The 21,384-nt window shown below is 64.3% G+C and carries 18 protein-coding genes and 1 pseudogene; 10 read left to right on the forward strand and 9 right to left on the reverse strand.

Going from position 1 to position 21,384, the window contains the following annotated elements; all coding sequences use genetic code 11:
- Window positions 1–313 precede the first annotated feature (313 nt).
- From bamA to M3A49_RS28810, 3 genes are all read right to left on the reverse strand, one after another.
- Window positions 314–2,629 carry an outer membrane protein assembly factor BamA gene (gene bamA / locus M3A49_RS28800; protein ID WP_266232044.1) on the reverse strand — a complete coding sequence of 772 codons (2,316 nt, stop codon included), beginning with the start codon at window positions 2,627–2,629 and terminating at the stop codon, window positions 314–316.
- 138 nt (window positions 2,630–2,767) lie between these two features.
- Window positions 2,768–3,166: a hypothetical protein gene (locus tag M3A49_RS28805; RefSeq protein ID WP_266232045.1), complete on the reverse strand. Its 399-nt coding sequence runs from the start codon at window positions 3,164–3,166 to the stop codon at window positions 2,768–2,770.
- A gap of 238 nt (window positions 3,167–3,404) precedes the next feature.
- A complete protein-coding gene (locus M3A49_RS28810) occupies window positions 3,405–4,148 on the reverse strand; it encodes a hypothetical protein (RefSeq protein ID WP_266232046.1) in 744 nt (247 codons plus the stop codon).
- A gap of 71 nt (window positions 4,149–4,219) precedes the next feature.
- Here M3A49_RS28810 and M3A49_RS28815 point away from each other — a divergent pair, with 71 nt between their 5' ends.
- Window positions 4,220–5,275, forward strand: coding sequence for a phytoene/squalene synthase family protein (locus M3A49_RS28815; protein WP_266232047.1), 1,056 nt, complete (start codon window positions 4,220–4,222; stop codon window positions 5,273–5,275).
- Window positions 5,276–5,338: 63 nt separating this feature from the next.
- On the opposite strand, the gene mmsB is transcribed toward M3A49_RS28815, so the two are convergent.
- Window positions 5,339–6,229 (reverse strand): 3-hydroxyisobutyrate dehydrogenase, encoded by an 891-nt coding sequence (gene mmsB, locus M3A49_RS28820; protein ID WP_266232048.1) that lies wholly within the window; start codon window positions 6,227–6,229, stop codon window positions 5,339–5,341.
- Between the two features lie 51 nt (window positions 6,230–6,280).
- Window positions 6,281–7,807, reverse strand: coding sequence for a CoA-acylating methylmalonate-semialdehyde dehydrogenase (locus M3A49_RS28825; protein ID WP_266232049.1), 1,527 nt, complete (start codon window positions 7,805–7,807; stop codon window positions 6,281–6,283).
- 345 nt (window positions 7,808–8,152) lie between these two features.
- Here M3A49_RS28825 and M3A49_RS28830 point away from each other — a divergent pair, with 345 nt between their 5' ends.
- Complete coding sequence (locus M3A49_RS28830; RefSeq protein WP_266232050.1) at window positions 8,153–9,106, forward strand: LysR family transcriptional regulator; 954 nt, start codon at window positions 8,153–8,155, stop codon at window positions 9,104–9,106.
- A 171-nt stretch (window positions 9,107–9,277) separates the two neighbouring features.
- Here M3A49_RS28830 and M3A49_RS28835 read toward each other — a convergent pair whose 3' ends face one another.
- On the reverse strand, window positions 9,278–9,676 hold the full coding sequence (locus tag M3A49_RS28835; RefSeq protein ID WP_266232051.1) for a BON domain-containing protein: 399 nt from the start codon (window positions 9,674–9,676) through the stop codon (window positions 9,278–9,280).
- 486 nt (window positions 9,677–10,162) lie between these two features.
- The gene (locus M3A49_RS28840) at window positions 10,163–11,044 is read right to left on the reverse strand and encodes a LysR substrate-binding domain-containing protein (protein ID WP_266232052.1); all 882 of its coding nucleotides are present in this window, start codon (window positions 11,042–11,044) and stop codon (window positions 10,163–10,165) included.
- A 107-nt stretch (window positions 11,045–11,151) separates the two neighbouring features.
- Here M3A49_RS28840 and M3A49_RS28845 point away from each other — a divergent pair, with 107 nt between their 5' ends.
- From M3A49_RS28845 to M3A49_RS28875, 7 genes are all read left to right on the forward strand, one after another.
- The gene (locus M3A49_RS28845) at window positions 11,152–12,399 is read left to right on the forward strand and encodes an MFS transporter (protein WP_266232053.1); all 1,248 of its coding nucleotides are present in this window, start codon (window positions 11,152–11,154) and stop codon (window positions 12,397–12,399) included.
- Window positions 12,400–12,683: 284 nt separating this feature from the next.
- A complete protein-coding gene (locus M3A49_RS28850; protein ID WP_266232054.1) occupies window positions 12,684–13,760 on the forward strand; it encodes an ABC transporter substrate-binding protein in 1,077 nt (358 codons plus the stop codon).
- Window positions 13,761–13,781: 21 nt separating this feature from the next.
- Entirely contained in the window at window positions 13,782–14,645 is an 864-nt protein-coding gene (locus M3A49_RS28855) for an ABC transporter permease (RefSeq protein WP_266232055.1), read from the forward strand.
- A 42-nt stretch (window positions 14,646–14,687) separates the two neighbouring features.
- Complete coding sequence (locus tag M3A49_RS28860; protein WP_266232056.1) at window positions 14,688–15,521, forward strand: ABC transporter permease; 834 nt, start codon at window positions 14,688–14,690, stop codon at window positions 15,519–15,521.
- A 38-nt stretch (window positions 15,522–15,559) separates the two neighbouring features.
- Window positions 15,560–16,399, forward strand: coding sequence for an ABC transporter ATP-binding protein (locus tag M3A49_RS28865; RefSeq protein WP_266232057.1), 840 nt, complete (start codon window positions 15,560–15,562; stop codon window positions 16,397–16,399).
- A 341-nt stretch (window positions 16,400–16,740) separates the two neighbouring features.
- Complete coding sequence (locus M3A49_RS28870) at window positions 16,741–17,442, forward strand: carbonic anhydrase (protein WP_266232058.1); 702 nt, start codon at window positions 16,741–16,743, stop codon at window positions 17,440–17,442.
- A 549-nt stretch (window positions 17,443–17,991) separates the two neighbouring features.
- Window positions 17,992–18,168 carry a hypothetical protein gene (locus M3A49_RS28875; RefSeq protein WP_154677984.1) on the forward strand — a complete coding sequence of 59 codons (177 nt, stop codon included), beginning with the start codon at window positions 17,992–17,994 and terminating at the stop codon, window positions 18,166–18,168.
- 27 nt (window positions 18,169–18,195) lie between these two features.
- On the opposite strand, the gene M3A49_RS28880 is transcribed toward M3A49_RS28875, so the two are convergent.
- Window positions 18,196–19,191, reverse strand: coding sequence for an aldo/keto reductase (locus M3A49_RS28880; RefSeq protein WP_266232059.1), 996 nt, complete (start codon window positions 19,189–19,191; stop codon window positions 18,196–18,198).
- A gap of 15 nt (window positions 19,192–19,206) precedes the next feature.
- On the opposite strand from M3A49_RS28880, the pseudogene M3A49_RS28885 reads away from it, so the two are divergent.
- Window positions 19,207–20,142, forward strand: a pseudogene (locus M3A49_RS28885) (MFS transporter); the annotation flags it as partial.
- Window positions 20,143–20,181: 39 nt separating this feature from the next.
- Here the strand turns inward: M3A49_RS28885 and M3A49_RS28890 are convergent.
- A complete protein-coding gene (locus tag M3A49_RS28890) occupies window positions 20,182–21,204 on the reverse strand; it encodes a VTT domain-containing protein (protein WP_266232060.1) in 1,023 nt (340 codons plus the stop codon).
- Between the last annotated feature and the right edge of the window lie 180 nt (window positions 21,205–21,384).

Genomic DNA, 21,384 nt, shown 5'->3' on the forward strand with positions numbered 1-21,384 from the left:
AATCAGAATTCGCGAGAATGCACGCGCACCAAAGGGTTTTAAGCTATGCCCATCGGCGCGCGGAGCGCCGCTGGAAGGATGAGCGCCTTGTCACTCCGTCTGGGGGCGAGTGGCGACAGACGCTCCGGAGCCATTCACTATTTACGGCGAGATGTGAACGGTGGCAGGCGCTAGCGGTTTGAGCGGCTTTCTTTTGCCTACTTTTCTTTGCCGCTGCAAAGAAAAGTAGGTGCCGCCCCGCACAGGGGCAACGCCTGCATACCGCCGCGAATAAAAGAAAAGGCCAAACCCACAAAAGAACCGCAAAAAAAGCTCAAAACGAAGTCCCAATCTGAAACTGAAACTTCTGATACTGATCACCTGCGTGCTTGACGATCGGGAAGCCCAGATCAAGCTTGAGCGGCCCAATAGGCGAGATCCATTCAAGCCCCGCGCCATAGCTGTACCGCAAGCCGTTCGCCCCAGTGCTGCTGCCTTCCGTGCCCCACACATTACCGCCATCCACGAACGTGAAAACGCGCAGCGTGCGGTCATAACCCGTGCCGGGCAGCGGGAACGTCAACTCGATATTGCCGACCACCATCTTCGAGCCGCCGATCGGGTCGTTCGTCGTGGTGTCGCGCGGCCCGAGCGAGCCCGATTCATAGCCCCGCACCGACCCAATACCGCCCGCATAGTAGTTCTTGAAGATCGGATACGGCTTGCCGCCCAGACCGTTGCCGTAGCCGCCCTGGAAGTTCAGCCCCAGCACGAAGCCGCGCGCGAATGAGTAGTAATACTGCATTTGCGCATCGCCCTTGTAGTACTGCGTGCCAGCCGGCGTGCCGTATTCGGCGTTGGCCTGCGCATAGTAGCCGCGGCTCGGCACCAGCGCGCTGTCGCGGTTGTCGCGCGACCAGCCCACGGTAAGCGGCACCGTGTTCGAGACGCGCCCGAACTCGTTCACGTAGTCGATATAGGTCTGCGGCGTGCTGGAATCGACGTCGAGGCGGTCCTGCTCGATGCCGAGGCCGAAATACACCATGTCGGTCTCGGAAAACGGAATGCCGAACTTCATGTCAGCGCCATACGAAATGATGCGAAAGCTCGTGTCGTTCGTGCTCGAGTAGTAAAGCGGCTCGGTCGTGCGGTAGTAGACGTCGGTAATGCGCTTGATGCCGTCCACCGTGAAATACGGATCAACCTGCGTGACCGAGAGCGTGCGGTATGTCGTGGCCGTATTCACGTTCAGCGAGAGGCTGTTGCCGGAGCCGAACACGTTGTCCTGCGAAATGCCCGCCGAGATGATCGGCCCTTCGCCCGAACCGTAGCCGAGGCCCAGCGAAAGCGTGCCGGTGGGCTTCTCGGTCACTTTCACGTTCACGTCCACCTCGTCCGGCGTGCCTTCCACCGGCACCGTGGTCACGTCCACGTCGGTGAAGTAGCCAAGGCGGTTGATGCGGTCCTTCGAAAGCGCGAGACGGTTCGAATCGAACCACGAGCTTTCTAGCTGGCGCATTTCGCGGCGCACGACTTCGTCGCGCGTGCGTGTATTGCCAGTGACGTTCACGCGGCGCACGTACACGCGTCGGCTCGGATCGACCTGTAGCGTAAGCGCAACCGTGTGGTCCTTCTGGTCGATTTCCGGCAGCGCGTTCACGGTCGCGAATGCGTAGCCGTATTCGCCGAGCTTGTCCACGATCGCCTTGGTCGTGTCCTTGAGCTTTTGCGCCGAAAAACGCTGCCCCGGCTTGATGCCCACGAGTTTCTTCAACTCCGCCTCGCGGTCGAGCAGATTACCGGCCATCTTCACGCTCGAGATCGTATAGGGCTCGCCCTCGTGAATCCCGATCGTCAGATACATGTCCTTCTTGTCGGGCGACAGCGAAACCTGCGTCGAATCGATATTGAACTCCAGATAGCCGCGGTCGAGATAATACGAGCGCACGTTGTCGAGGTCGCCCGTGAGCTTTTCCTTCGAGTACAGATCGTTCTTCGTGTACCACGAGAACCAGTTCGGCGTGGAGAGCTGCATTTCATCGAGGAGCGTGCCGTCGCTGAACGTGTTGTTGCCGATGAAATTGATCTGGCGAATCTTCGCGCTCGGCCCTTCGACCACGGAGAACAGCAGCCCGACGCGATTGCGGTCGATCGGCGTGACCGTGGTCGTGACTTCGGCCGCGTAGTAGCCGCGCGTGAGGTACTGGCGCTTGAGTTCCTGCTCCGCCTTGTCGACGAGCGCCTTGTCGTAGCTCTGGCCCGGCGAGAGACCGACCGACTTGAGCGCCTTCGTCAAGTTATCCTTATCGAATTCCTTGATGCCCGCGAAGTCGATCGTGCCGATGGCGGGCCGCTCCTGCACCTGCACGACCACCGTGCGGCCTTGCGTGGAAATGCGCACGTCGCTGAACAGGCTCGTCGCGTAGAGCGCGCGAATGGCATCGGAAGCCTTGTCGTCGGTGAAGGTCTCGCCCTGCTTGATCGGCAGATAGGCGAACACGGTGCCCGGCTCGATGCGCGTCAGCCCGTCGATGCGGATGTCCTGGACCACGAAGGGCTCGGTGGCGTGCGCCGCAGCGGTCACACCGATGCCGAAGCCGGCGAGAATCAGTGCGCGTGCATAGCGCGCCGTGCTAGTTGATGCCGTCATGCGGGAGGTCGAATGTGAAGCCAACGAAAGAGCCGTGAAAGTGCCGAATGCGCCATGACCGGCGCGAGACGCGCGCGGCCGGCATCCACGGATGCGGGGTGTACAACGGATGCGCCAGGCGAAGCCGGCGCGCCACGCCTATTGCATGCTCGCGCGGCCAGGCAGGCGCATCTTGGCGAGCCCCGTTGCGAGCGAGAGCACCTCGGTCATGTGCACGGCTTGCGCAGGCTGCAGACGGAACGACAATTCAGCGCCGCCGGGCAGACGAAAACTCACCACGAGATGCTGCACGTCGCCCGACTCGCGGCCGACCTCCCAGGCCTCGCAGGGCATGGTGAACTTCACGCTCGCGGTCTTGTGGCGGATGCGCTCGGAGCGGCCAATCGCGTTGGAAAGCGCGGCGAGCAGATCATGCATCACCGAGCAATGCAGCGCGACGCTGTCCGGCTGATTGCCGTTCACCATCAGGTACTGGCCGTCCGCAGTCAGCTCGAAATCGCGCAGGGAATGAATGGCAAGAGCCGGGGACGAGGGCATGAGCGACGCTCCGTGACAAAAGCATCGGCGGAGTCTAGTGCGCTGGGCGCGATGTGCGCGTTACCCCTGCATTACAGGGATTACTTTCATCTATATTGCGCAAGGGCCGGGTTCGGTCGTTTCGCGCGCATCCATTTGCGCGCCAGGCCAATGCCCCGCGTGCATGCAGCGGCTTTCAATCTTCTCTCTCTTGCACGCTGTCACGGTTACCTTGAAAAATTCTTGGTAACCGTATCGGTTACGTTCGCTTTCTATCGGCAAACACCTCGACGCTCGCCTGTACCGCTAGCGCCTGTAAGGGAAAGCAAGACAAAAGATCGGTGAAGGCACTTGCGCGTTCGATGCGCGCGAGCAGCATCGCGGCCGCCTCGTTGCGCACGCAGCCGTTACGGTCGAGAAATTGGCCCCAAAGCGAGAGCGCACGCAGGCGGGCGACCGGCTGCGCGCTCGCAATATAGGCCGCTGGAAAGATCCGCCGGTAAGCGGGCACGTTGTAGAGCCAGGACGTGCCGTGGACGAGCACGTCGCTCGCCGCACGACCGCTTTCGCGCAATTGCCAGCGCAACTGGTCGATTAACGTCCGCAACTCGCCTTGCCGCTCGGCAAGTTGCCGGGTATCGAGCGGCGACATGCCGTTGTCGGTTTGAGCATTGAAATGCAGACGCACGCCGCCATGCGGTTCCTGCGCGTACGAGAAGCAGCCAACCGTGACGGCAACCGCAGGCGCCGCCTGATGGGTCGGGCAGCGCTGCATGTAACGCCACGTCCACTCGCACTGCTCCGCAACGCTTGCGCGCTCATCGAGACCCTCTACATAGGCGGCCCAGAGTGGGTTCGTGCGATCGAAGGTGCGCCCCGCGCCGAAGCGCACATACAGATTCGTGCAGTCGAGCAACGCCGCCGCGAGCGGCATGTCCGCCAGCCGCGCCGCCGTGCGCGCGAAACGCACCTGGAGGTCGTAAAACGCGCGTTCGGGTCTCAACGGGCCTCGTCTCCCTCGTCCACGATACAATGCGGCTGCGTCCGATCCGTCCCCCGCTGCCCCTATCCGACATGCAGAATTCTACCCGGGCCCACCTGTTGGGCCCGTTGCTCAAAGGCGTTTCCCGTTCGTTCTACCTCACGATGCGCGTGCTGCCCGCCGGCATGCGCGACCCCGTGGGCGAAGCCTATCTGCTCGCGCGCGCCGCCGACACCATTGCCGACACCGCGCTGATCCCGCCCGAGCGGCGCCTTGCCCTGCTGCTCGCGCTGCGCGAGCGCGTGAACGGCGCGACGAACCATGACACGCTGCTCGCCGATCTCGCGGGCGAGGTCGCGGGCCAGCAGACGCAATCGGACGAGAAGCTGCTGCTCGAATCGCTGGGCGGCGCGCTCGACGTGCTCGCGCAACTCGAAGAGGCCGACCGCCAGGCCGTGCGCGAGATCGTCACGACGCTCACCGAAGGCATGGAGTTCGATCTACGCACGTTCCCCGACGAGCGTTCGGGCCAGGTGGCCGCGCTCAACACATGGGACGAACTCGACCGCTACACGTATCTCGTGGCGGGCTGCGTTGGCGAGTTCTGGACGAAGATGACCTACATGCACTTGCCCGGCACGCTCGCGCCCTCGCTGGAACAAACCATGTACGTGCGCGGCATCCGCTTCGGCAAGGCCTTGCAGATGGTGAACGTGCTGCGGGACTGCGGCAAGGATCTGCGCATTGGCCGCTGCTATCTGCCCGCTTCGATGCTGGCCCAGGCGGGGCTCACCGCGCAGGACCTGCTGCAGCCCGGCGCCTCGGCGCGCGCACGGCCGATCATGCTCGAACTCGTGCGCATCGCGCTCGATCATTTCCGCGCGGCCATCGACTATACGTTCGCGCTGCCGCGCCTTTCGGTGCGCCTGCGGCTCGCCTGCCTGTGGCCCATTCTCATCGGCCTCGAAACGCTCGAACGCCTCGTCGAGAACGACGACTGGCTCGATCCCGCGAAGACCTCGAAGGTCACGCGCAACGATGTCTATCGCATTCTTGCCTGCTCCACCGCGCTCGCGCCTTCGAATGCGCTACTCGGCGTCTGGTTCAAGCGGCTCTTCGCACGCGTCGAGGCTCGTATCAAGGGCTAAAAAATACGGTCGAAAAAAAAGCGCGCTTCGCAGCGCGCCTTTCGCGACTCGAAACCAGGCGCCTCAACCTTTCCCGGCGCGATACAGCTTGATGATCGCCGAGAAGTCGAGCTTGCCGTCGCCCTGGCTGCTCATGGCCTGATAGAGCTGCTGCGCAAGCGCCCCCATGTACGCGGGCTGATGCGCGCCTTTGGCAGCGTCGGTGGCGAGACCCAGGTCCTTGAGCATGAGGTCCGTGCCGAAGCCGCCCGTGTAGCCGCGTGAAGAAGGCGCCGCCTCGATCACGCCAGGATACGGGTTGTAGGTATCCGAACTCCAGCAGCGGCCCGTGGACGTGTTCATGATGCCGCCCAGCACTTTCGGGTCGATGCCGAGCGCCTCGCCCAGCGCCATCGCTTCGGCCACGCCGGCCATCGTGATGCCCAGTACGAGGTTGTTGCAGATCTTCGCCACCTGCCCCGTGCCCGTCTCGCCGCAATGGACGATGTTCTTGCCCATTCCCGAGAGCACCGGCTTCACGCTCTCGTAGTGCGCGGCGCTACCGCCCACCATGAAGGTGAGCGTACCCGCCGCCGCGCCGCCCGTGCCGCCCGACACCGGCGCATCGACGAACGCATTCCCCTGCGCCTCGGCCAGCTTCGCGAACTCCTTGACGCTCGCGGGATCGATCGTGCTCGAATCGATGATCGTCACGCCCTTCGCGATGCCCGCCAGCACGCCGTCTTCGGCAGTGAGCACGCTGCGCACGTGCGCAGCGGCGGGCAGCATCGTGATGACACACTCCGCGCCGCTTGCCGCCGCCTTCACCGATGCGGCCTTCTGCGCGCCGGCCTCGGCGAGCGTTTGCATCGCGCTCGCGCTCAAGTCGAACACCGCCACCGTATGTCCCGCTTTGAGCAGGTTGAGCGCCATCGGCGCGCCCATGTGGCCCAGCCCGACAAATCCGATTTTCATGAGCCGTTCTCCGTTATTGTTCAGGACTCCATGTTGATGCCGGGCCGCGCATCAGCGCAGGCTGATCGTCGTGTTCACGCCGTCGCTCACGGTCGCATCGTCGAACCAGCGCGCGGTGACCGTCTTGGTCTGCGTGTAGAACTGCACGACCTGCTTGCCGTACGGGCCCAGGTCGCCGAGCTTCGAACCGCGCGAACCCGTGAAGCTGAAATACGGCACCGGCACCGGAATCGGAATGTTGATGCCGACCTGGCCAATGTCGATCTCGCTCTGGAACTTGCGCGCCGCCGCGCCGCTCTGCGTGAAGAGGCCCACGCCGTTGCCGAACGGATTCGCGTTGACAATGGCGATCGCTTCATCGAGCGTCTTCGCCGAGAGCACCACGAGCACCGGCCCAAAGATCTCGTTCGTGTAGATGTCCATGTCGGTCTTCACGTTCGTGAACACCGTGGGGCCGACGAAGTTGCCGTTCTCATAGCCCGGCACCTTCACGTCGCGGCCATCCAGCGCGAGCGTTGCACCCTGCTTCACGCCCGAGTCGATCAGGCCGAGAATGCGCGTTTTCGCGGTGCGCGAAACGACCGGCCCAACGTCGGTCCGGGCCTCATGGCCCGCATTGACCTTGAGGGTCTTCGCCTTTTCCACCAGCTCGTCCACCCATTGCTGCGCGGCACCCACGAACACGGCCACGGAAGTCGCCATGCAGCGCTGGCCCGCTGCGCCGAACGCCGCGCCGACCAGCGCATTGAGCGCCTGCTCGCGATTCGCATCGGGCAACACGACGGCGTGATTCTTCGCGCCCATCATCGACTGCACGCGCTTGCCGTGCTCGCTGCCCAGACGATAAACGTGCGTACCCACGGCGGTCGAGCCGACGAACGAAATCGCCTTCACGAGTTCGTGCGTGCAGATCACATCGACGACTTCCTTGCCGCCGTGCACGACGTTGAGCACGCCTTTCGGAATGCCCGCCTCGATGGCGAGTTCGACGAGTTGCATGGTCGAGAGCGGGTCCTGCTCCGAAGGCTTGAGCACGAACGTATTGCCGCAAACGATCGCCATCGGGAACATCCACAGCGGAATCATCGCGGGGAAGTTGAACGGCGTAATCCCGGCGCACACGCCTAGCGGCTGCTGCAGCGTATAGGTGTCCACGCCGCCCGCCACGTTCTCGGCGAAACCGCCTTGCTGCAGCGTGCCGATCGAGCAGGCATGCTCGACCACTTCGAGGCCGCGGAAAATGTCGCCCTCGGCGTCGGGCAGCGTCTTGCCCTGCTCGGCGGTGAGCGTCTGCGCGATGCGCGGCATATGCTCGCGAATCAACGCCTGTAGTTTGAGCATGATGCGCAAACGCGCGCCGAGCGGCGTGTTCTTCCACGTGGCGAATGCGGCGTGTGCGGCCTTCACGGCCTGGTCCACTTCCTCGACGGTCGCGAACGGCACGCGCGCGAGCACTTCCTGCGTGGCCGGATTGACGATGTCGCGCCATTCCTTCGTTTGCGATTCGACGAACTCGCCGTCGATGAGCAGCTTGACGGTCGAAACTTGCGCGTTGGATGCCTGGGTCACTGCGTTCATCGTGAACTCTCCCTGATGGATTCGAACGGGCCGGCCGTGGCCGGATATAGCAAAAGGTGCGGAACCAGCGACATCCTCAATCGCAGCACGCGCGCAAGCACGCTGTGCGAACGCGTACAGTCATGGCGAGCGTGCGGGGAATGGAGCTGGGCGAGGTAAAGGAGAGGCCCGCTGAACACCGGCGCGCCGGGGTGCATACCTGCGGCGCCCGCGCGGGGAACGACTGCATTGGCATCGTCTGTCTCCATCCTTGTTGTCGTGCGACCGTGTCTGTTTCAGTCGCGTTCTTCAACGAGTATAGTTATTCGAATATCCACGGCATAGAGATGAAAAAGCCCATCCGATATGCAAAAAAACACAACGAGCAGCATGGAGACACTGAACTGGGACGATCTGCGCTACTTCCTGGAAGTCGCGCGCACGCAGCGTGCGAGCGGCGCCGCGAAGCGCCTGGGCGTCGACCACACCACGGTTGCGCGCCGCGTGCGCGAGCTGGAGGCAGCGCTAGGCACCGTCCTGTTCGACAAATCGCGCTCGGGCGGCTTCGTGCTGACGACCGAAGGCCAGCGCCTGCTGGCCTACGCGGATGCCGTGGAAACCACGGTGCAATCGGCCAGCGAGCAGTTCGCAATCGGCGCGCAGTCGCTCTCGGGCCATGTGCGCGTGGGTTCGACGGAGGGTTTCGGCTGCTTCTTTCTTGCACCGCAGTTGGCGCGCTTCACGGGCCAGCATCCCGACATGTCGATCGACCTGTTGCCGGTGCCGCATTTCGTGAGCCTTTCAAAGCGCGAGGCCGACCTCGCGATCATGCTGGAGCGCCCCGAGCGCGGACAGTATGTCTACACGAAGCTATGCGACTACCGGTTGCGCCTGTACGGCACGCCGGCCTATCTCGAGCGCCACCCACGCATTCGCACGCCCGCCGACCTGCGCAATCACGCCTTCATCAGCTATGTCGCCGATCTGGCGTTCAGCCACGAGCTGCTCTACCTCGAACGCACGGCGCCGAACGTGGCCGCGAACCTGTGCAGCACCAGCGTGATCGCGCAATACCATGCTGCTTTGCAAGGCAGCGCGCTCGCTATCCTGCCTTGCTTCATGGCCGAGCCCGACCCGCGCCTCGTGCCGATCCTGCCCGACGAAGTCGTGGTGACGCGGCGCTTCTGGCTGTGCAGCCGCGAGGACCTGCGCAAGCTGCGGCGCATCACGTCGCTCTGGGATTATCTGCGCGCGGCCGCCGACGCCAATCGCCCGCTGCTGATGGGCGAATCGCCGGAAATGCATTACGTCGAGCCGTGAGCGCAACGCGCTTTACCGCATGGCGCTTCACAGTTTCGCCAAGCCATAAAAAAGCCGCACATGCAGTCCATGAATGGGACTGCATGTGCGGCCTTCAGGAAGAAAGACACCCGCTCCGGCATCGCCGCCCGCACCTCGAAGGGCGATGGGCGCGCGCCGGCTAGCCGATGCTCAGGTCCCAACCGGGCGGATGGTCAGCGCGTTGCGCACCGACGTCACGCCTTCGACGCCCTTGGCAACATCGCCAGCGCGCTGGATCTGCGCCTGCTCGGGCACGGTGCCCTGCAGGATGACGGCGCCGTCTTTCGCACGCACGGTGATGTTGGAGACGCTGATGTTCCGGTCGCGTGCGAGCGCCGCACGGACCTTACGGCCGAGCGCACGGTTCGCAGCGCGTGCCTGGCGCAATGCTGCCTTCGATTGATTGACGTTGTGCTGGGCTGAGGCCGTCGGACCGCTGGTAGGGGCTTCTGCGGCTGCCGGTGCCGAAGCGTCCTGCGCGTAGACCTGGAACGAGGCCGCCACGAGTGCCGTGGCTGCGGCAAGCTTGAACATCTGAATAGCCTTCATGCAGTTTCTCCTGTTGTCAGTCTTATTGCTGGCCCAGGAATGGGCCGTTAACTACACCATTGACTACAAAACATTCACGCGCCTAACGGCGATGGGGAATAACAATACCGCAACTATTTCATTCTTGACACGAAGCGTGCCCAATCTGTGATTCCACGCCACACTTCCTGCCGCTTTCCGCAGACGAATACAGTTGATTGTCCAAATAGTGAAGCCATCGCGCAAGAACGCAATTGAATCGCTTCACGCGCCCACTTTACGGCCCATTCACCGGCGTTTCATTGCCGCTTTTAAACGCCCGGTGCGATGCCTTCAGCCATGATCCGCCCTGGTGCATGCGATATGAATACAATGACTAATCGCGTAATCCAGAGCGGGATTGAGCCGCTTTATTCAAACAGCAACGCGCATCACACAAGCAGCGTTGACAATACGGACAGCGGTTAACCCGAATACCCATTGCGCAATACGAGAGGCCGGCCGGCATCAATTGGCCAATTGCGCCTTTATCCATCGATAGAACTGCTGGATCGCCGCCTCGCGCGGATGCCCCTCGCGCCACGTGAAGTAATAGTCAAGCGAGGCCGGAATGCGGACCTGTCCCAACTGCACCAGCTCGCCGCGCTCGATGAATCCGCGCGCGAGCTGCAGGCGTGCCGTCGCCGCCCCTTGCCCGGCCACCGTCGCCTGCAGCAGCAGGCCCGCGTCGTCGAACACTGGTCCGCGCTCCGGTTCGTCGCCGGCCACGCCCGCGGCTTCGAAGAAGTCGCGCCAAGAACGGCGCGAAAAACGCAGCAGCGGCATGCTCGCGAGATCTTCCATGCGAAAGTCGGGATGGCGTGCGAGCAAGGCCGGACTGCATACCGCAACGACCTGGTCGTCCAGCAGCTTGCGGATCTGGAAGCCGGGCTCGTCGACCCGCCGATGCCAGATGCCGATGTCGAAGGGATAGGGGTCGGGCGGCGTCACGTCGGCGTGCATGCGCAGCGAGAGGTCGACCATGGGATGGCGGTCGTAGAAGTCGCCCAGGCGCGGAATCAGCCAGACCGACGCGAAATCGGACATCACGCTCAGTTCCAGCCGCGTGACGCCGCTCACGCCGGGGCGCGTGGCGTCGAGCGCATCGCGCAGGTCGTCGAGACTGCGGCGCACGCGCTCGGCCAGCTGTGCGCCCGCTGCCGTGGGGATCATGCGACTGCCCGTGCGGCGGAACAACTCGACGCCCAGTTCCGTTTCAAGCGCGCGCAAGTGATGGCTCACGGCGCTGTGCGTCAAATGTAATTCTTCCGCGGCGCGGCTGAAACTGCGCCGCCGTGCAGCGGCTTCAAGGGCGCGCAGCGCCTGCAAAGGTGGGAGAGGTCGGGCCATGACGTCAAATTCTACTCACAATGCCGTCTGAAATCTCTCGCTGGCCTCACACACGGCAGATCGCCAATAATCGACAGCCAGGCATTCAATCCGCTTTCGCCCCCAACATGACCTCACTCAGACTGCGCGTCTTCGCCGTATTCGCGCTCGGCTACTTCATTTCGTACCTGTTTCGCGGCGTTAACCTCGGCTTCGCACCGTTTCTCTCGCGCGAAATGGGCTTCACGGCGACCGATCTCGGCACGCTCACGAGCCTTTATTTCCTCGGCTTCGCGGGTGCGCAGATTCCGGGCGGCGTGCTGCTCGACCATTACGGCCCGCGCCGCGTCACCGCGTGCGTCATGCTCGTGGCGGCGGCGGGCGCGCTGATCTTCGGCGTCTCGCACAACATGGCCGCGATGATGGTCGGCCGGCTGCTGATCGGCGTGGGCGTGTCGGTTTGTCTGGGCGGCGCGTTCAAGGCCACCGCGCAACACTTTCCCGTCGCACAGCTCACGCTCGTGAACGGCCTCGTGATGGCCGTGGGCGGCCTGGGCGGCGTGGCCGTGGGCGCCCCGCTCTCGTGGCTGCTCTCGATCGCGCCCTGGCGCGCGGTGAGCCTCGGGCTCGCGGCGCTCACGGTGCTGGTGGCCGCCATCATCTGGATCGGCGGGCCACGCACACGCGACACCCACCACGAGGCGAGCGTGCTCGAGCAGTTCAAAGGCACCGCGCACATCCTGTGCAGCCATGCATTCTGGAAGACCGCGACGTTCTCGGGCCTCACCCAGGCCGTGTTCTACGCCATGCAGTCGTTGTGGGTCGGCGCGTTCCTGCGCGACGTCGTACCGGCCGGCACCGCCGATGTCGGTACGCGTGCGGCCTCGCTCGTTTCCGTGCTCGGCGGCGCATTCATTGTCGGCAACATCGGCTTTGGCGCGCTCGCACGCAGCTTCGAGCGGCGCGGCGTGAGCGTCCAGCTCTTTTCCGGCGTCACGATGCTTGTGTTCGTGCTCGTGCAAGCCTTGCTCGCCGCGCGCGTGCCGCTGCCCGCGCCGCTACTTTGGGCCGCGTACGGCGCGTTCGGCGGCACCGGCATCCTCACTTATGCCGTGCTCGCCGAATATTTCCCGCCGCGCCTGATCGGCCGTGTGAATACCACGTTCACGCTCGTCATCTTCATCGGCATCTTCCTTCTGCAGATCGCGATCGGCGCCGCACTCGCGCACTGGCCGGCACTTGACGGCCACTACCCCGCGGTCGCGCATCAGACCGTGTGGGCTGTTCTCGTCGGGATGCAAGTGCTTTGCGCCGTGTGGTACTTCATGCCGTCGCGGCGTGCCGCTGCGCCGCGCCATGCGGTCGAAACGCAATAAGGCGCGCTTGCGCGCACCGCGCCCGGCGCGCGGTGCGGCTTTGCGCTTCTGCTCACATCGATAGCACGATTTCTTCCTTCGGCACGGGGTGCGCTCCACTATCATGAACGGGCCCTGCCGTTCACTTTCCCCAAAAAACGCAGCGCCTTTGTCGAGAAATGCAAATCTCGAATCATTGGTTGTCCTGATCGGCATACCCGGAAAAGAATGACCCAACGGCAACGACAGCGACGCAAGCTCGCCAGTCCGCGCACCCCGTTTCGTCACCCAAATCCGACCTGCCCATGCGTTCACATCGCGTTCTGCAGTATCTGCCGCAGCTTCTGATTTATGCCGCGCTTTCGCTCATCTCCCTGCATGCCGCCGCTGAAAAGCCGGCCGTGATCCGCATCGGCGTCGCGCAGCAAGGCGCGGGCGACCCGCCCACTTTCGGCGGCTCGCCCGCTGCCACGGTGCGCGGCCAGCAGCTGCTCGAAAAGGAATTCGCCGCCAACGGCATCAAGGTCGAGTGGCTCTTCTTCAAGGGCGCCGGCCCCGCAGTAAATGAGGCCATTGCCGACAACGCACTCGACTTCGCGTATCAAGGCGACCTGCCCTCGGTGCTCGCGCGCGCCAACGGTCTCAAGACCCGCATTCTGCTGGAGTCTGGCGTGCGCTCCGGTGTGAAGGTGGGCGTGCCTGCCAATTCGGATATCAAATCGATCAAGGACCTCAAGGACCGGCGCGTCGCGATTTTTCGCGGCACGAATCTGCAGCTCGTGGCCGACAACGCGCTCGCCGGGAACCAGCTGGACGAGCGCGCGCTACGCGTGATCAATCTCGACACGGCAAGCTCGCTCGCGGCGCTCGCATCGAAAGGCATCGACGCCTCGGTGAACGACTATCACCTTTACCGGCTGCGCGATCAGGGGCTCGCGCGCATCGTCTACGAATCGCAGCATGATGGCCCCCAATTGACGCGCCAGGCGCATCTGCTCGTGCTCGACGGCTTCGAGAAGGCGCACCCCGACATCGTGCAGCGCGTGGTCAATGTCTTCGTGCAAGCGGCGCAATGGTCGTCCGACGAAGCGAACCGCGACGCGCTCTTCAAGCTTTGGGCGAAGAGCGGTGTGAGCTATTCGTCCTGGCAAGCCGAATTCGGCGAGCAGCCGCTCAAGTACCGCAATTCGCCGCTGATCGATCCGTTCATCGTGGCGCGCTACAAAGCCGTCGCGCAGGACGCGCTGCGCCTGAAGCTGATTCGCCAGCCCGTGGAGGTCGAATCGTGGTTCGAGCCGCGCTATCTCGACAACGCGCTGCGCGAGCAAAAGCTCGAACACTACTGGACCCGCTACGACGCTGCCGGCAAGCCGCTTGGCTGAGCACGCGAGAGGAGCCGCATCATGACGGAAACCGCGATCACGATTGCTTCGGACACGCCGCGTGCAACAGCACCACGTATCGACGCGACAAGCGCGCGCGTGCGCTGGCGCAGCGTACTGCGCAGCTGGGCGTGGCATCTCGCGCCCTGGCTGCTGCCTGCCGTGCTTTTTCTGCTGTGGAGCGTGGGCTGCGCGCGTGGCTGGATCGCCCCGCAAATCCTGCCTGCGCCGCAGCGCGTTTATGAAACCTTCGTCGATCTCGCCCAAAGCGGCGAGCTGGCGCGCAATACGCTGATCAGCCTGCAACGCGTGCTGCTGGGTTTTGCAGGCGGCACCGTGCTCGGCCTGCTGATCGGCGGCGCGCTCGGGCTCTCTCGCACGCTCGAAGCGTGGGTGCTGCCCAGCTTCAACGCGATCGTGCAGATCCCCGTGCTTGGCTGGCTACCGTTTCTGCTGTTGCTCGTCGGGGTGGGCGAGCCGCTCAAATATTTGCTCATCGCTCACGCGGCGCTCGTGCCCGTCACGCTCAGCACCATGCAGGGCTTTCGGCAAACACCCGCCGCGCTCGACGAAGTAGCGCGCCTATTCGCCTATACCCGCTGGCAACGTATCGTGTGGCTCGTGCTGCCCGCCGCGGTTCCGACGCTCGCAACCGGCGTGCGCCTCGCCTTCACGAAGGCGTGGCTCGCGCTCGTCGTAGTCGAGCTCGTGGCGTCGTCGGAAGGGCTCGGCTATCTGATCGTGTATGGCCGCCAGCTCTTTCAGCTCGATCTCGTGATGGCGTCAGTGGTCGTGGTGGGTGCGGTCGGCCTCGTCATCAATCGTCTGCTCGATGTGTTGGAGCGGCGTTTGCGGCGCGGCACGCCTTCGGCGTTTCGCGGCTGATGATGCGCGATTGCCGTCATTCAGGACAGGGGAGAATTCGCCATGAAAATTTCGCTTGCACGAGCGTCCGCGCGTCCCGATTGCGCCTGTGAAGCGGCCACCGAAGCCAGGCCGCGCCGACGTGTCGATTTACGCGGCGCCGCCTTGCCCCTCGTCGCCGTAGCGCTGTGGTGGGCCTTGAGCGCCTCGCATCTCGTGAAGAGCGGCCTGCTCGTGAGTCCCGGCGATGTGATTCGCACCGCTTACGAACAGACCGAGAGCGGTGCGTTAGTCCGGGCACTTTCGGCGTCGCTGGTCCGCGAAGCCTGCGGCTTTGCCATCGGCGCAACGGCGGGGTTCCTGCTGGGCGGCGCGCTGGGTCTCTCGCGCATCGCAGCACGCGTCGTGGGGCCGAGCTTCGACACGTTCAAGCAGATCTCGCTGTTCGCGTGGATTCCGCTCATTTCCGTGTGGTTCGGACTCGGCGACGCCGCCAAGGTGGTGTTCCTTTCGCTCGCGGCGCTGCTCCCGGTTGCCGCCCATACGTGTGACGGCATTCACGCCGTGCCGCGCAAATACGTCGAACTCGCGCAGGCGTTGCGCTATTCGCGCCTGCAGCTTGTCCGCTATGTCCTGTTGCCGGCCGCATTGCCCTCTATTTTCACGGGTCTTTATCTCGCGCTCATCTATTCGTGGCTCGCCACACTCGGCGCGGAGTACCTGCTCGTTGCGGGCAGCGGCATCGGCAATCTTCTGATCGACGGCAGCGAGCAGTTCCGCATGGACCTCGTGCTGTTCGGCATCATCGTCGTGGGCGCGATCGGCTGGGCACTCAATGCGCTCGCACGGCGCGTGGAGCGAACGGTGCTGGCGCGGTTGCACATCAACATCCAATGATCCGGACTACCAATCAACAGAACCTGGGAGAAAAGCCGATGAGCGTCACTGAACCCGCGGGACTCGACATTCTGCACGTGAGCAAGCGTTACGGCGCGGGCGAGTCCGCGCTCGTCGTGCTCGACGACGTGACGCTGCATGTACGCCCCGGCGAATTCGTGAGCGTGCTCGGCGCGAGCGGATGCGGCAAATCCACGCTGTTGCGTCTGATCGCCGGCCTCGACGCGGGCTACAACGGCGCCATCATGATGCGCGGCGAACGTATTGGCGACACCTCGCTCGAGCGCGGCATCGTGTTTCAGGATCATCGGCTGTTACCCTGGCTCACGGCCGAACAGAACATCCTGGCGGCACTGCGCAACGCCCCGCTGTCGGCACGCGACAAGCACGAAGCGGTGGCTGAGCACATCGCACTCGTGGGCCTAGCGGGCTTCGAGCGAGCGTATCCGCATCAGCTCTCGGGCGGCATGGCGCAGCGCGTGGCGATCGCGCGCGGCCTCGTCAATCGCCCGCGCGTGCTGCTGCTGGACGAACCCTTTGGCGCGCTCGACGCCCTCACGCGCGGCCGTCTGCAAGACGAATTGCTGCGCATCTGGGAACGCGAACGCATCACGATGATCCTCGTCACGCACGATGTCGACGAGGCGATCTACCTGGGCGACCGCGTCGTGACGATGGCCCCGCGACCCGGCCGCATCCGTCGCATCGTCGACGTGGCATCGCCGCGCCCGCGCGAACGTACGGATCCGCGCTTCGTGCGACTGCGCGACAAGATTCTCTCCGACTTCTCAGACGCAGCGACACCGCCCGGCGACACGCTGTTGCCCGATACCGACACCCTCGCCCAACCTTCAGGTCAATGGCGCATGGCGTGGTAAGCGCATCGACCGACTGGTCAGTCGCGTCTCATCCCTCCTCATGATCCCGACACCACCGGCGACACCCCGGATGTGCCAACGACGCTCGGCGTGAGAAAATCTGTTTTCGAACGAAAACGCGCGACACGTCAGCGCCCTCGCCGCAGCCCGCTTTCCCGTACTTAGCTGTCTTTTCGGCCGGTTTATCGACATATCCCGCCGGTTGGACGATTGAGTACCGGGAAAACAGCTGTCCTTCGCAAGGTGGCGCGAAGTTTTCCGAGCCGCAAGGGGTCGGCTCAGCGTAAACTCCCGCTGTTGCCATTCGATAGTGTCGATTCATGATAAAGAGAGAAACATCCATGCCAGACAACACCCACTCGCACGACGGTCACTCCGATTCGTGCGGCTGCGACCTGTTACACCTGCTCGACGGCGTGGACGAATTCACTCATCACGTTTTCCCGGGCAACAAGGAGCTGTTCCACAGCCTCGCCCACAGCCAGGCGCCGCACACGCTCTTCATCACCTGCGCCGACTCGCGCGTTTCGCCGGAAATGATCACGCAGGCCAAACCCGGTGATCTGTTCGTTTGCCGCAACATCGGCAATATCGTGCCGGCGTATGGCGAAATGCTCGGCGGCGTTTCAGCCGTCGTGGAATTCGCGGTGCTCGCGCTCAACGTGAAGCAGATCGTGCTGTGCGGCCACACCGATTGCGGCGCGATGAAGGGGCTCGCCTCGGGCGCGGAAGCCACTGCCGACATGCCCACCGTGCACGCGTGGCTGCGCAACGCGGAAGCCGCGCGCAGCGTGGTCAAGACCCGCGGTCTGGACGACGACCAGGTCGTTCAGGCGCTCGTGGAAGAAAACGTCCGCCTGCAACTCACGCACCTGCGCACGCACCCCGCCGTGGCGGCGCGCGTGGCCCAGGGCCAGCTCGAACTGCAGGGCTGGGTCTATGACATCGGCCACGGCAAGGTCACCGTGCTGGACGAAGCACACGGCAAGTTCCTCTCGCTCGGCGAAGCGCGCGCGCGCCTGCGCAAGCGCGTCGAGGAATAATGGCCGGGCGCTGACGCGCTCACGCCTTCACGCTGGCTTGCAGGCCAGCGCCGGGGCGGCGATTCACGCCGCCCCATTTCCCATTCATTCCGCATAATTTGAAGTGCGTCCACGCCGCATTTCGGGCCTTGCCGCGCGATTTTCTCAATCTATGCAATAATTCTTCTCGAATTAGGGGTTTACCCTAGACCAAAACCCGACTACACTCTGGCCCGTACTACATGCGGCGCCCTGCCGCACAAGAAGAAAAAATCCGGAGGTTGGTCGCTATGCAGCAAGTTGCCCCGCCGTCGCATCACCTGTCTCATCCCGGCTTCAACCGCACTACCGGCGCATTGCGTCGTCCCACGCTTCGCTAGTTCAGCGCGCGTGTCCTGCTGCCGCGCACGCGCCGCTGCAGGCGAACTTGAAAGGCCCACTCCGCGTCATCGCCGTTTTGATGCCGCCGCTCGCATCGCGGCAAACGGCGCGCGCCCTTGGCGCGTATGGACGCCCGGTAATGGGCACCCGTCACGGGCCGAGCGCCCGGTTACCGAAGGAGAAGCATCCATGGAGTCCGCGCAGAACCGTCAGTCGAAAGTCGAAGTGAAGTTGTTCCTGCACCCGGAAGATCATTACCGCGCAATGGCCGCCGCGAAGACCCTCAATCTCGCGGAACGCGAGTTCTTCGCGCTGGCACTGCATTTGGGCGCAACCCAGATCCTGCGCCAGACCGAAGCGGCTTGATAAAGCCTCAACGGGCGAAGAAACCCGTCACACCGGTGACGGGTTGCGCTCGGCGAACCCCTCCTGATGCCAGTAGGGGTAGACAGGCCGCACCGCGCTCGCGGCGTCGAGCTTCACCACCTGCTCGGGCGTGAGGTTCCAGCCGACCGCGCCCAGGTTCTGGCGCAACTGCGCCTCGTCGCGCGCGCCGATCAGCACCGTCGCGACCGTCGGCCGTTGCAGCAGCCAGTTCAGCGCGATCTGCGGCACGGTCTTGCCGGTTTCCTTCGCGATCTCGTCGCTGGCGTCGAGCACGCGAAAGAGGTACTCGTCCGGCACCGGCGGCCCCTGCTCTGCCGTCTTGTGCAGACGGCTCTTCTCCGGCAGCGGCTGGCCGCGCCGGATCTTGCCCGTCAAACGCCCCCAGCCGAGCGGGCTCCACACCACCGCGCCCACGCCCTGGTCGAGCCCGAGCGGCATCAACTCCCACTCGTAGTCGCGGCCGATCAGCGAGTAGTACGTCTGGTTCGCGACGTAACGCGGATAGCCGTAGCGATCGGCCACGGCCAGCGATTTCATCAGCTGCCAGCCCGAGAAGTTCGACACGCCCGTGTAGAGAATCTTGCCTGCGCGCACGAGTTCGTCGAGCGTGGACAGCACCTCCTCGGCCGGTGTGTGCGCATCGAATCCATGCAACTGGAACAGGTCGATATGGTCGGTCTGCAGACGCTTCAGCGCCGCGTCCACCGCGCGCTTCAGGTGGAAGCGCGACGAGCCCACGTTATTGGGTTCGTCGTCGAAGCGGAAGGTCGCCTTGGTCGAGATGATCGCCTTGTCGCGGCGCCCCTTGAGCGCTTCGCCGAGCACCGACTCCGACGCGCCGCTCGAATATATGTCGGCCGTGTCGAACATCGTCACACCGGCGTCGAGGCAAATGTCGATGAGCTTGCGCGCTTCGGCGACATCGGTTGCGCCCCAGGCCTCGAAGAACTCGCCTTTGCCGCCGAACGTGCCGGTGCCGAAGCTCAGCACCGGCACCTTCATTCCGGACGCACCCGGTCGTGGCGCTGGATCTTTCTGCTGAATGTGCCGTTCGGCATTGCCGTGCTCGCGGCCATCGCCGCCATCGTGCCGAACCTGCGCGGCGAACAGCGCCGGCCGCTCGACGTGGCGGGCCTCGTGCTGAGCGGCGCCGCGCTCACCGCCATCCTTTACGGCGCGGAACTCGCGAGCCAGGCCGGCCAGAATCCGTGGCGCGCGGTGGCGCTCGTGGCGGCGGGCGTCGCGATCGGGGTCGTCGCGTTCGTCCATGCGAAACGGCATCCGCACCCGCTCGTCGATGTTTCCACGCTGAAAATTCCGACGTTTTCCGTCACGATCGTGACCGGCTCGATCACGCGTATCGGCATCGGCGTGGCGCCGTATCTGATGCCGCTGAAGTTCCAGATCGGCTTCGGTCTCTCGGCGTTCAAGTCCGGCCTGCTGCTGCTCGTGAGCGCGCTCCGCAATCTCGGCATGAAGGCGCTGACGACGCGCATTCTCGAACGCTGGGGCTTCCGGCTGGGTTCCGTCATCGACGTCAGCGTCGCGGGCGTCTCGTTGATCGCGTGGGGCCTGCTCACGCCCGACACGCCGCTCGCCATCGTGTTGATCGTCGTGTTCGTCTACGGCATGGCGCGCTCGATGCAGTTTTCCACCCTCGCCACGCTGGCCTACGCCGACGTCGCGCAGCCGCAGACGAGCGCGGCCAGCACGCTCTGGAGCGCCGCGGCGCAGATGACCATTGGCCTTGGCATTGCATTCGGCGCGCTCGCACTGCGCGTGGCCGCGAACGTCAACGGCGAAACCACGGGCCATGTGTTCACGCTCGACGACTTCCGGCTCGCCTTTCTCGGGGCCGGCGTGCTCACGCTGATTTCGGTGTGGGGTTATGCGCAGATGGCGCGCGACGCGGGACAGAACGTGGGCGGCGGCTCGCGCCGGCAGCGCGCGTAGGCAACGCCGCGCGCCTGGCGACGCGCGGCAAAACTACCGTTATTTGGAAAGGCTTGCCCGCACGGTGTATTCCACTTCCTCGCCCGCTTCGAGTTCATCGGCATGGGCATGCGCCGCGTGGAACTCGTTGGACAACGGCTCGACCGGATAACCGTGGCGCTCCCAGGCGTCGAGCCCGCCCTTGAGCGCGTGCGCGTGATAGATGTGCTTGTTGCGCAGTTGATCGACGATGCGCTTGGCCGTCGCCTCGTTCGGGCACACGCAGTACACGACGATTGGACGCCCAATCAGTTCGGGCGAGAGTTCTTCGCTCGATTCGAGATTCAGCGGCCGCGCGCCGGGAATCCGGTAGGCCTCCTTCTCGCGCACGGTTTGCGGACGCGCGTCGAGCACGATGGGCGGCGCGCTCGACCTCATCATCTCGTCGAGTTGATCGGGCGAAATGCGGTGCGTCGCCAGCCAGTGGCGGAACTGCATGCGCCGCAGCCAGCGCCAGGCGAGGAACAGCACGCCCGCCACGGCAAGCACGTCGAAGATCGTCATGCCGTTCGCGCGCACGAACGCCGCGAACCGCACGATTTCCGCATGCAGCGCCGCGCCGCCGAGCAGCCAGGTGCCCGCCCACAACGCCGCGCCTACCGTGTCCCACAACAGGAAGACGTGCACCGCCACCGTCGTCGTGCCGAGCAGCGGCGCGGAAATCAGGCCGAGCCCCGGCACGAACTTCGCCACCGCGAGAATCGGCGCGCCGTAGCGCTCGAATACGTTGCGCGCGATGCGGATCGTCGTGTCCAGCGACAGCGAAAAGCGCACGAGCCCGTTGAGCAGACGCCGCCCGCGCTTGCGGCCCGCGGCGAACCACAGCGAATCCGCGAGCAGCGTGGCGATCACGGCCGCCGCCAGCAGGCTCCCGTAGGATGTCTCGCCGCTCGCCGCCATCGTGCCCGCGAGAATCAACACCGGCGCGGCCGGCACGGGCACGCCCAGTTGCGTGACGAGTACGCTGAGAAAGACCGCTCCGGCGCCGAAATCGGGTGGAATCGCGGTGGGGAGCGTCAACATTTCGAGATAACCTGCGCGCGGGGATATTCAGGTAAGGAAACATGGCGCGAATACGGCGCCGGCCGAGGGTGGAGATTACCCCAACGTGCCATTCCTTGCTCTCGTTGACGCAGGCTTCATGGCGGCATCGCGCGCGGCGATCCGGCCCCGCTGCTAGCGCTTTCGCGCCGATGCGAAACG

Origin of the sequence: Paraburkholderia sp. CNPSo 3076 (genome assembly GCF_026343935.1) — a bacterium.
GTDB classification, from domain to species: Bacteria; Pseudomonadota; Gammaproteobacteria; order Burkholderiales; family Burkholderiaceae; genus Paraburkholderia; species Paraburkholderia nodosa.

What these genes read in the sequence shown, in the direction of transcription:
- bamA (WP_266232044.1), bottom strand. Translation starts at nt 2,629, where the DNA reads ATGACGGCATCAACTAGCACGGCGCGCTATGCACGCGCACTGATTCTC.
- M3A49_RS28805 (WP_266232045.1), bottom strand. Translation starts at nt 3,166, where the DNA reads ATGCCCTCGTCCCCGGCTCTTGCCATTCATTCCCTGCGCGATTTCGAG.
- M3A49_RS28815 (WP_266232047.1), top strand. Translation starts at nt 4,220, where the DNA reads ATGCAGAATTCTACCCGGGCCCACCTGTTGGGCCCGTTGCTCAAAGGC.
- mmsB (WP_266232048.1), bottom strand. Translation starts at nt 6,229, where the DNA reads ATGAAAATCGGATTTGTCGGGCTGGGCCACATGGGCGCGCCGATGGCG.
- M3A49_RS28825 (WP_266232049.1), bottom strand. Translation starts at nt 7,807, where the DNA reads ATGAACGCAGTGACCCAGGCATCCAACGCGCAAGTTTCGACCGTCAAG.
- M3A49_RS28830 (WP_266232050.1), top strand. Translation starts at nt 8,153, where the DNA reads ATGCAAAAAAACACAACGAGCAGCATGGAGACACTGAACTGGGACGAT.
- M3A49_RS28835 (WP_266232051.1), bottom strand. Translation starts at nt 9,676, where the DNA reads ATGAAGGCTATTCAGATGTTCAAGCTTGCCGCAGCCACGGCACTCGTG.
- M3A49_RS28840 (WP_266232052.1), bottom strand. Translation starts at nt 11,044, where the DNA reads ATGGCCCGACCTCTCCCACCTTTGCAGGCGCTGCGCGCCCTTGAAGCC.
- M3A49_RS28845 (WP_266232053.1), top strand. Translation starts at nt 11,152, where the DNA reads ATGACCTCACTCAGACTGCGCGTCTTCGCCGTATTCGCGCTCGGCTAC.
- M3A49_RS28850 (WP_266232054.1), top strand. Translation starts at nt 12,684, where the DNA reads ATGCGTTCACATCGCGTTCTGCAGTATCTGCCGCAGCTTCTGATTTAT.
- M3A49_RS28855 (WP_266232055.1), top strand. Translation starts at nt 13,782, where the DNA reads ATGACGGAAACCGCGATCACGATTGCTTCGGACACGCCGCGTGCAACA.
- M3A49_RS28860 (WP_266232056.1), top strand. Translation starts at nt 14,688, where the DNA reads ATGAAAATTTCGCTTGCACGAGCGTCCGCGCGTCCCGATTGCGCCTGT.
- M3A49_RS28865 (WP_266232057.1), top strand. Translation starts at nt 15,560, where the DNA reads ATGAGCGTCACTGAACCCGCGGGACTCGACATTCTGCACGTGAGCAAG.
- M3A49_RS28870 (WP_266232058.1), top strand. Translation starts at nt 16,741, where the DNA reads ATGCCAGACAACACCCACTCGCACGACGGTCACTCCGATTCGTGCGGC.
- M3A49_RS28875 (WP_154677984.1), top strand. Translation starts at nt 17,992, where the DNA reads ATGGAGTCCGCGCAGAACCGTCAGTCGAAAGTCGAAGTGAAGTTGTTC.
- M3A49_RS28880 (WP_266232059.1), bottom strand. Translation starts at nt 19,191, where the DNA reads ATGAAGGTGCCGGTGCTGAGCTTCGGCACCGGCACGTTCGGCGGCAAA.
- M3A49_RS28890 (WP_266232060.1), bottom strand. Translation starts at nt 21,204, where the DNA reads ATGTTGACGCTCCCCACCGCGATTCCACCCGATTTCGGCGCCGGAGCG.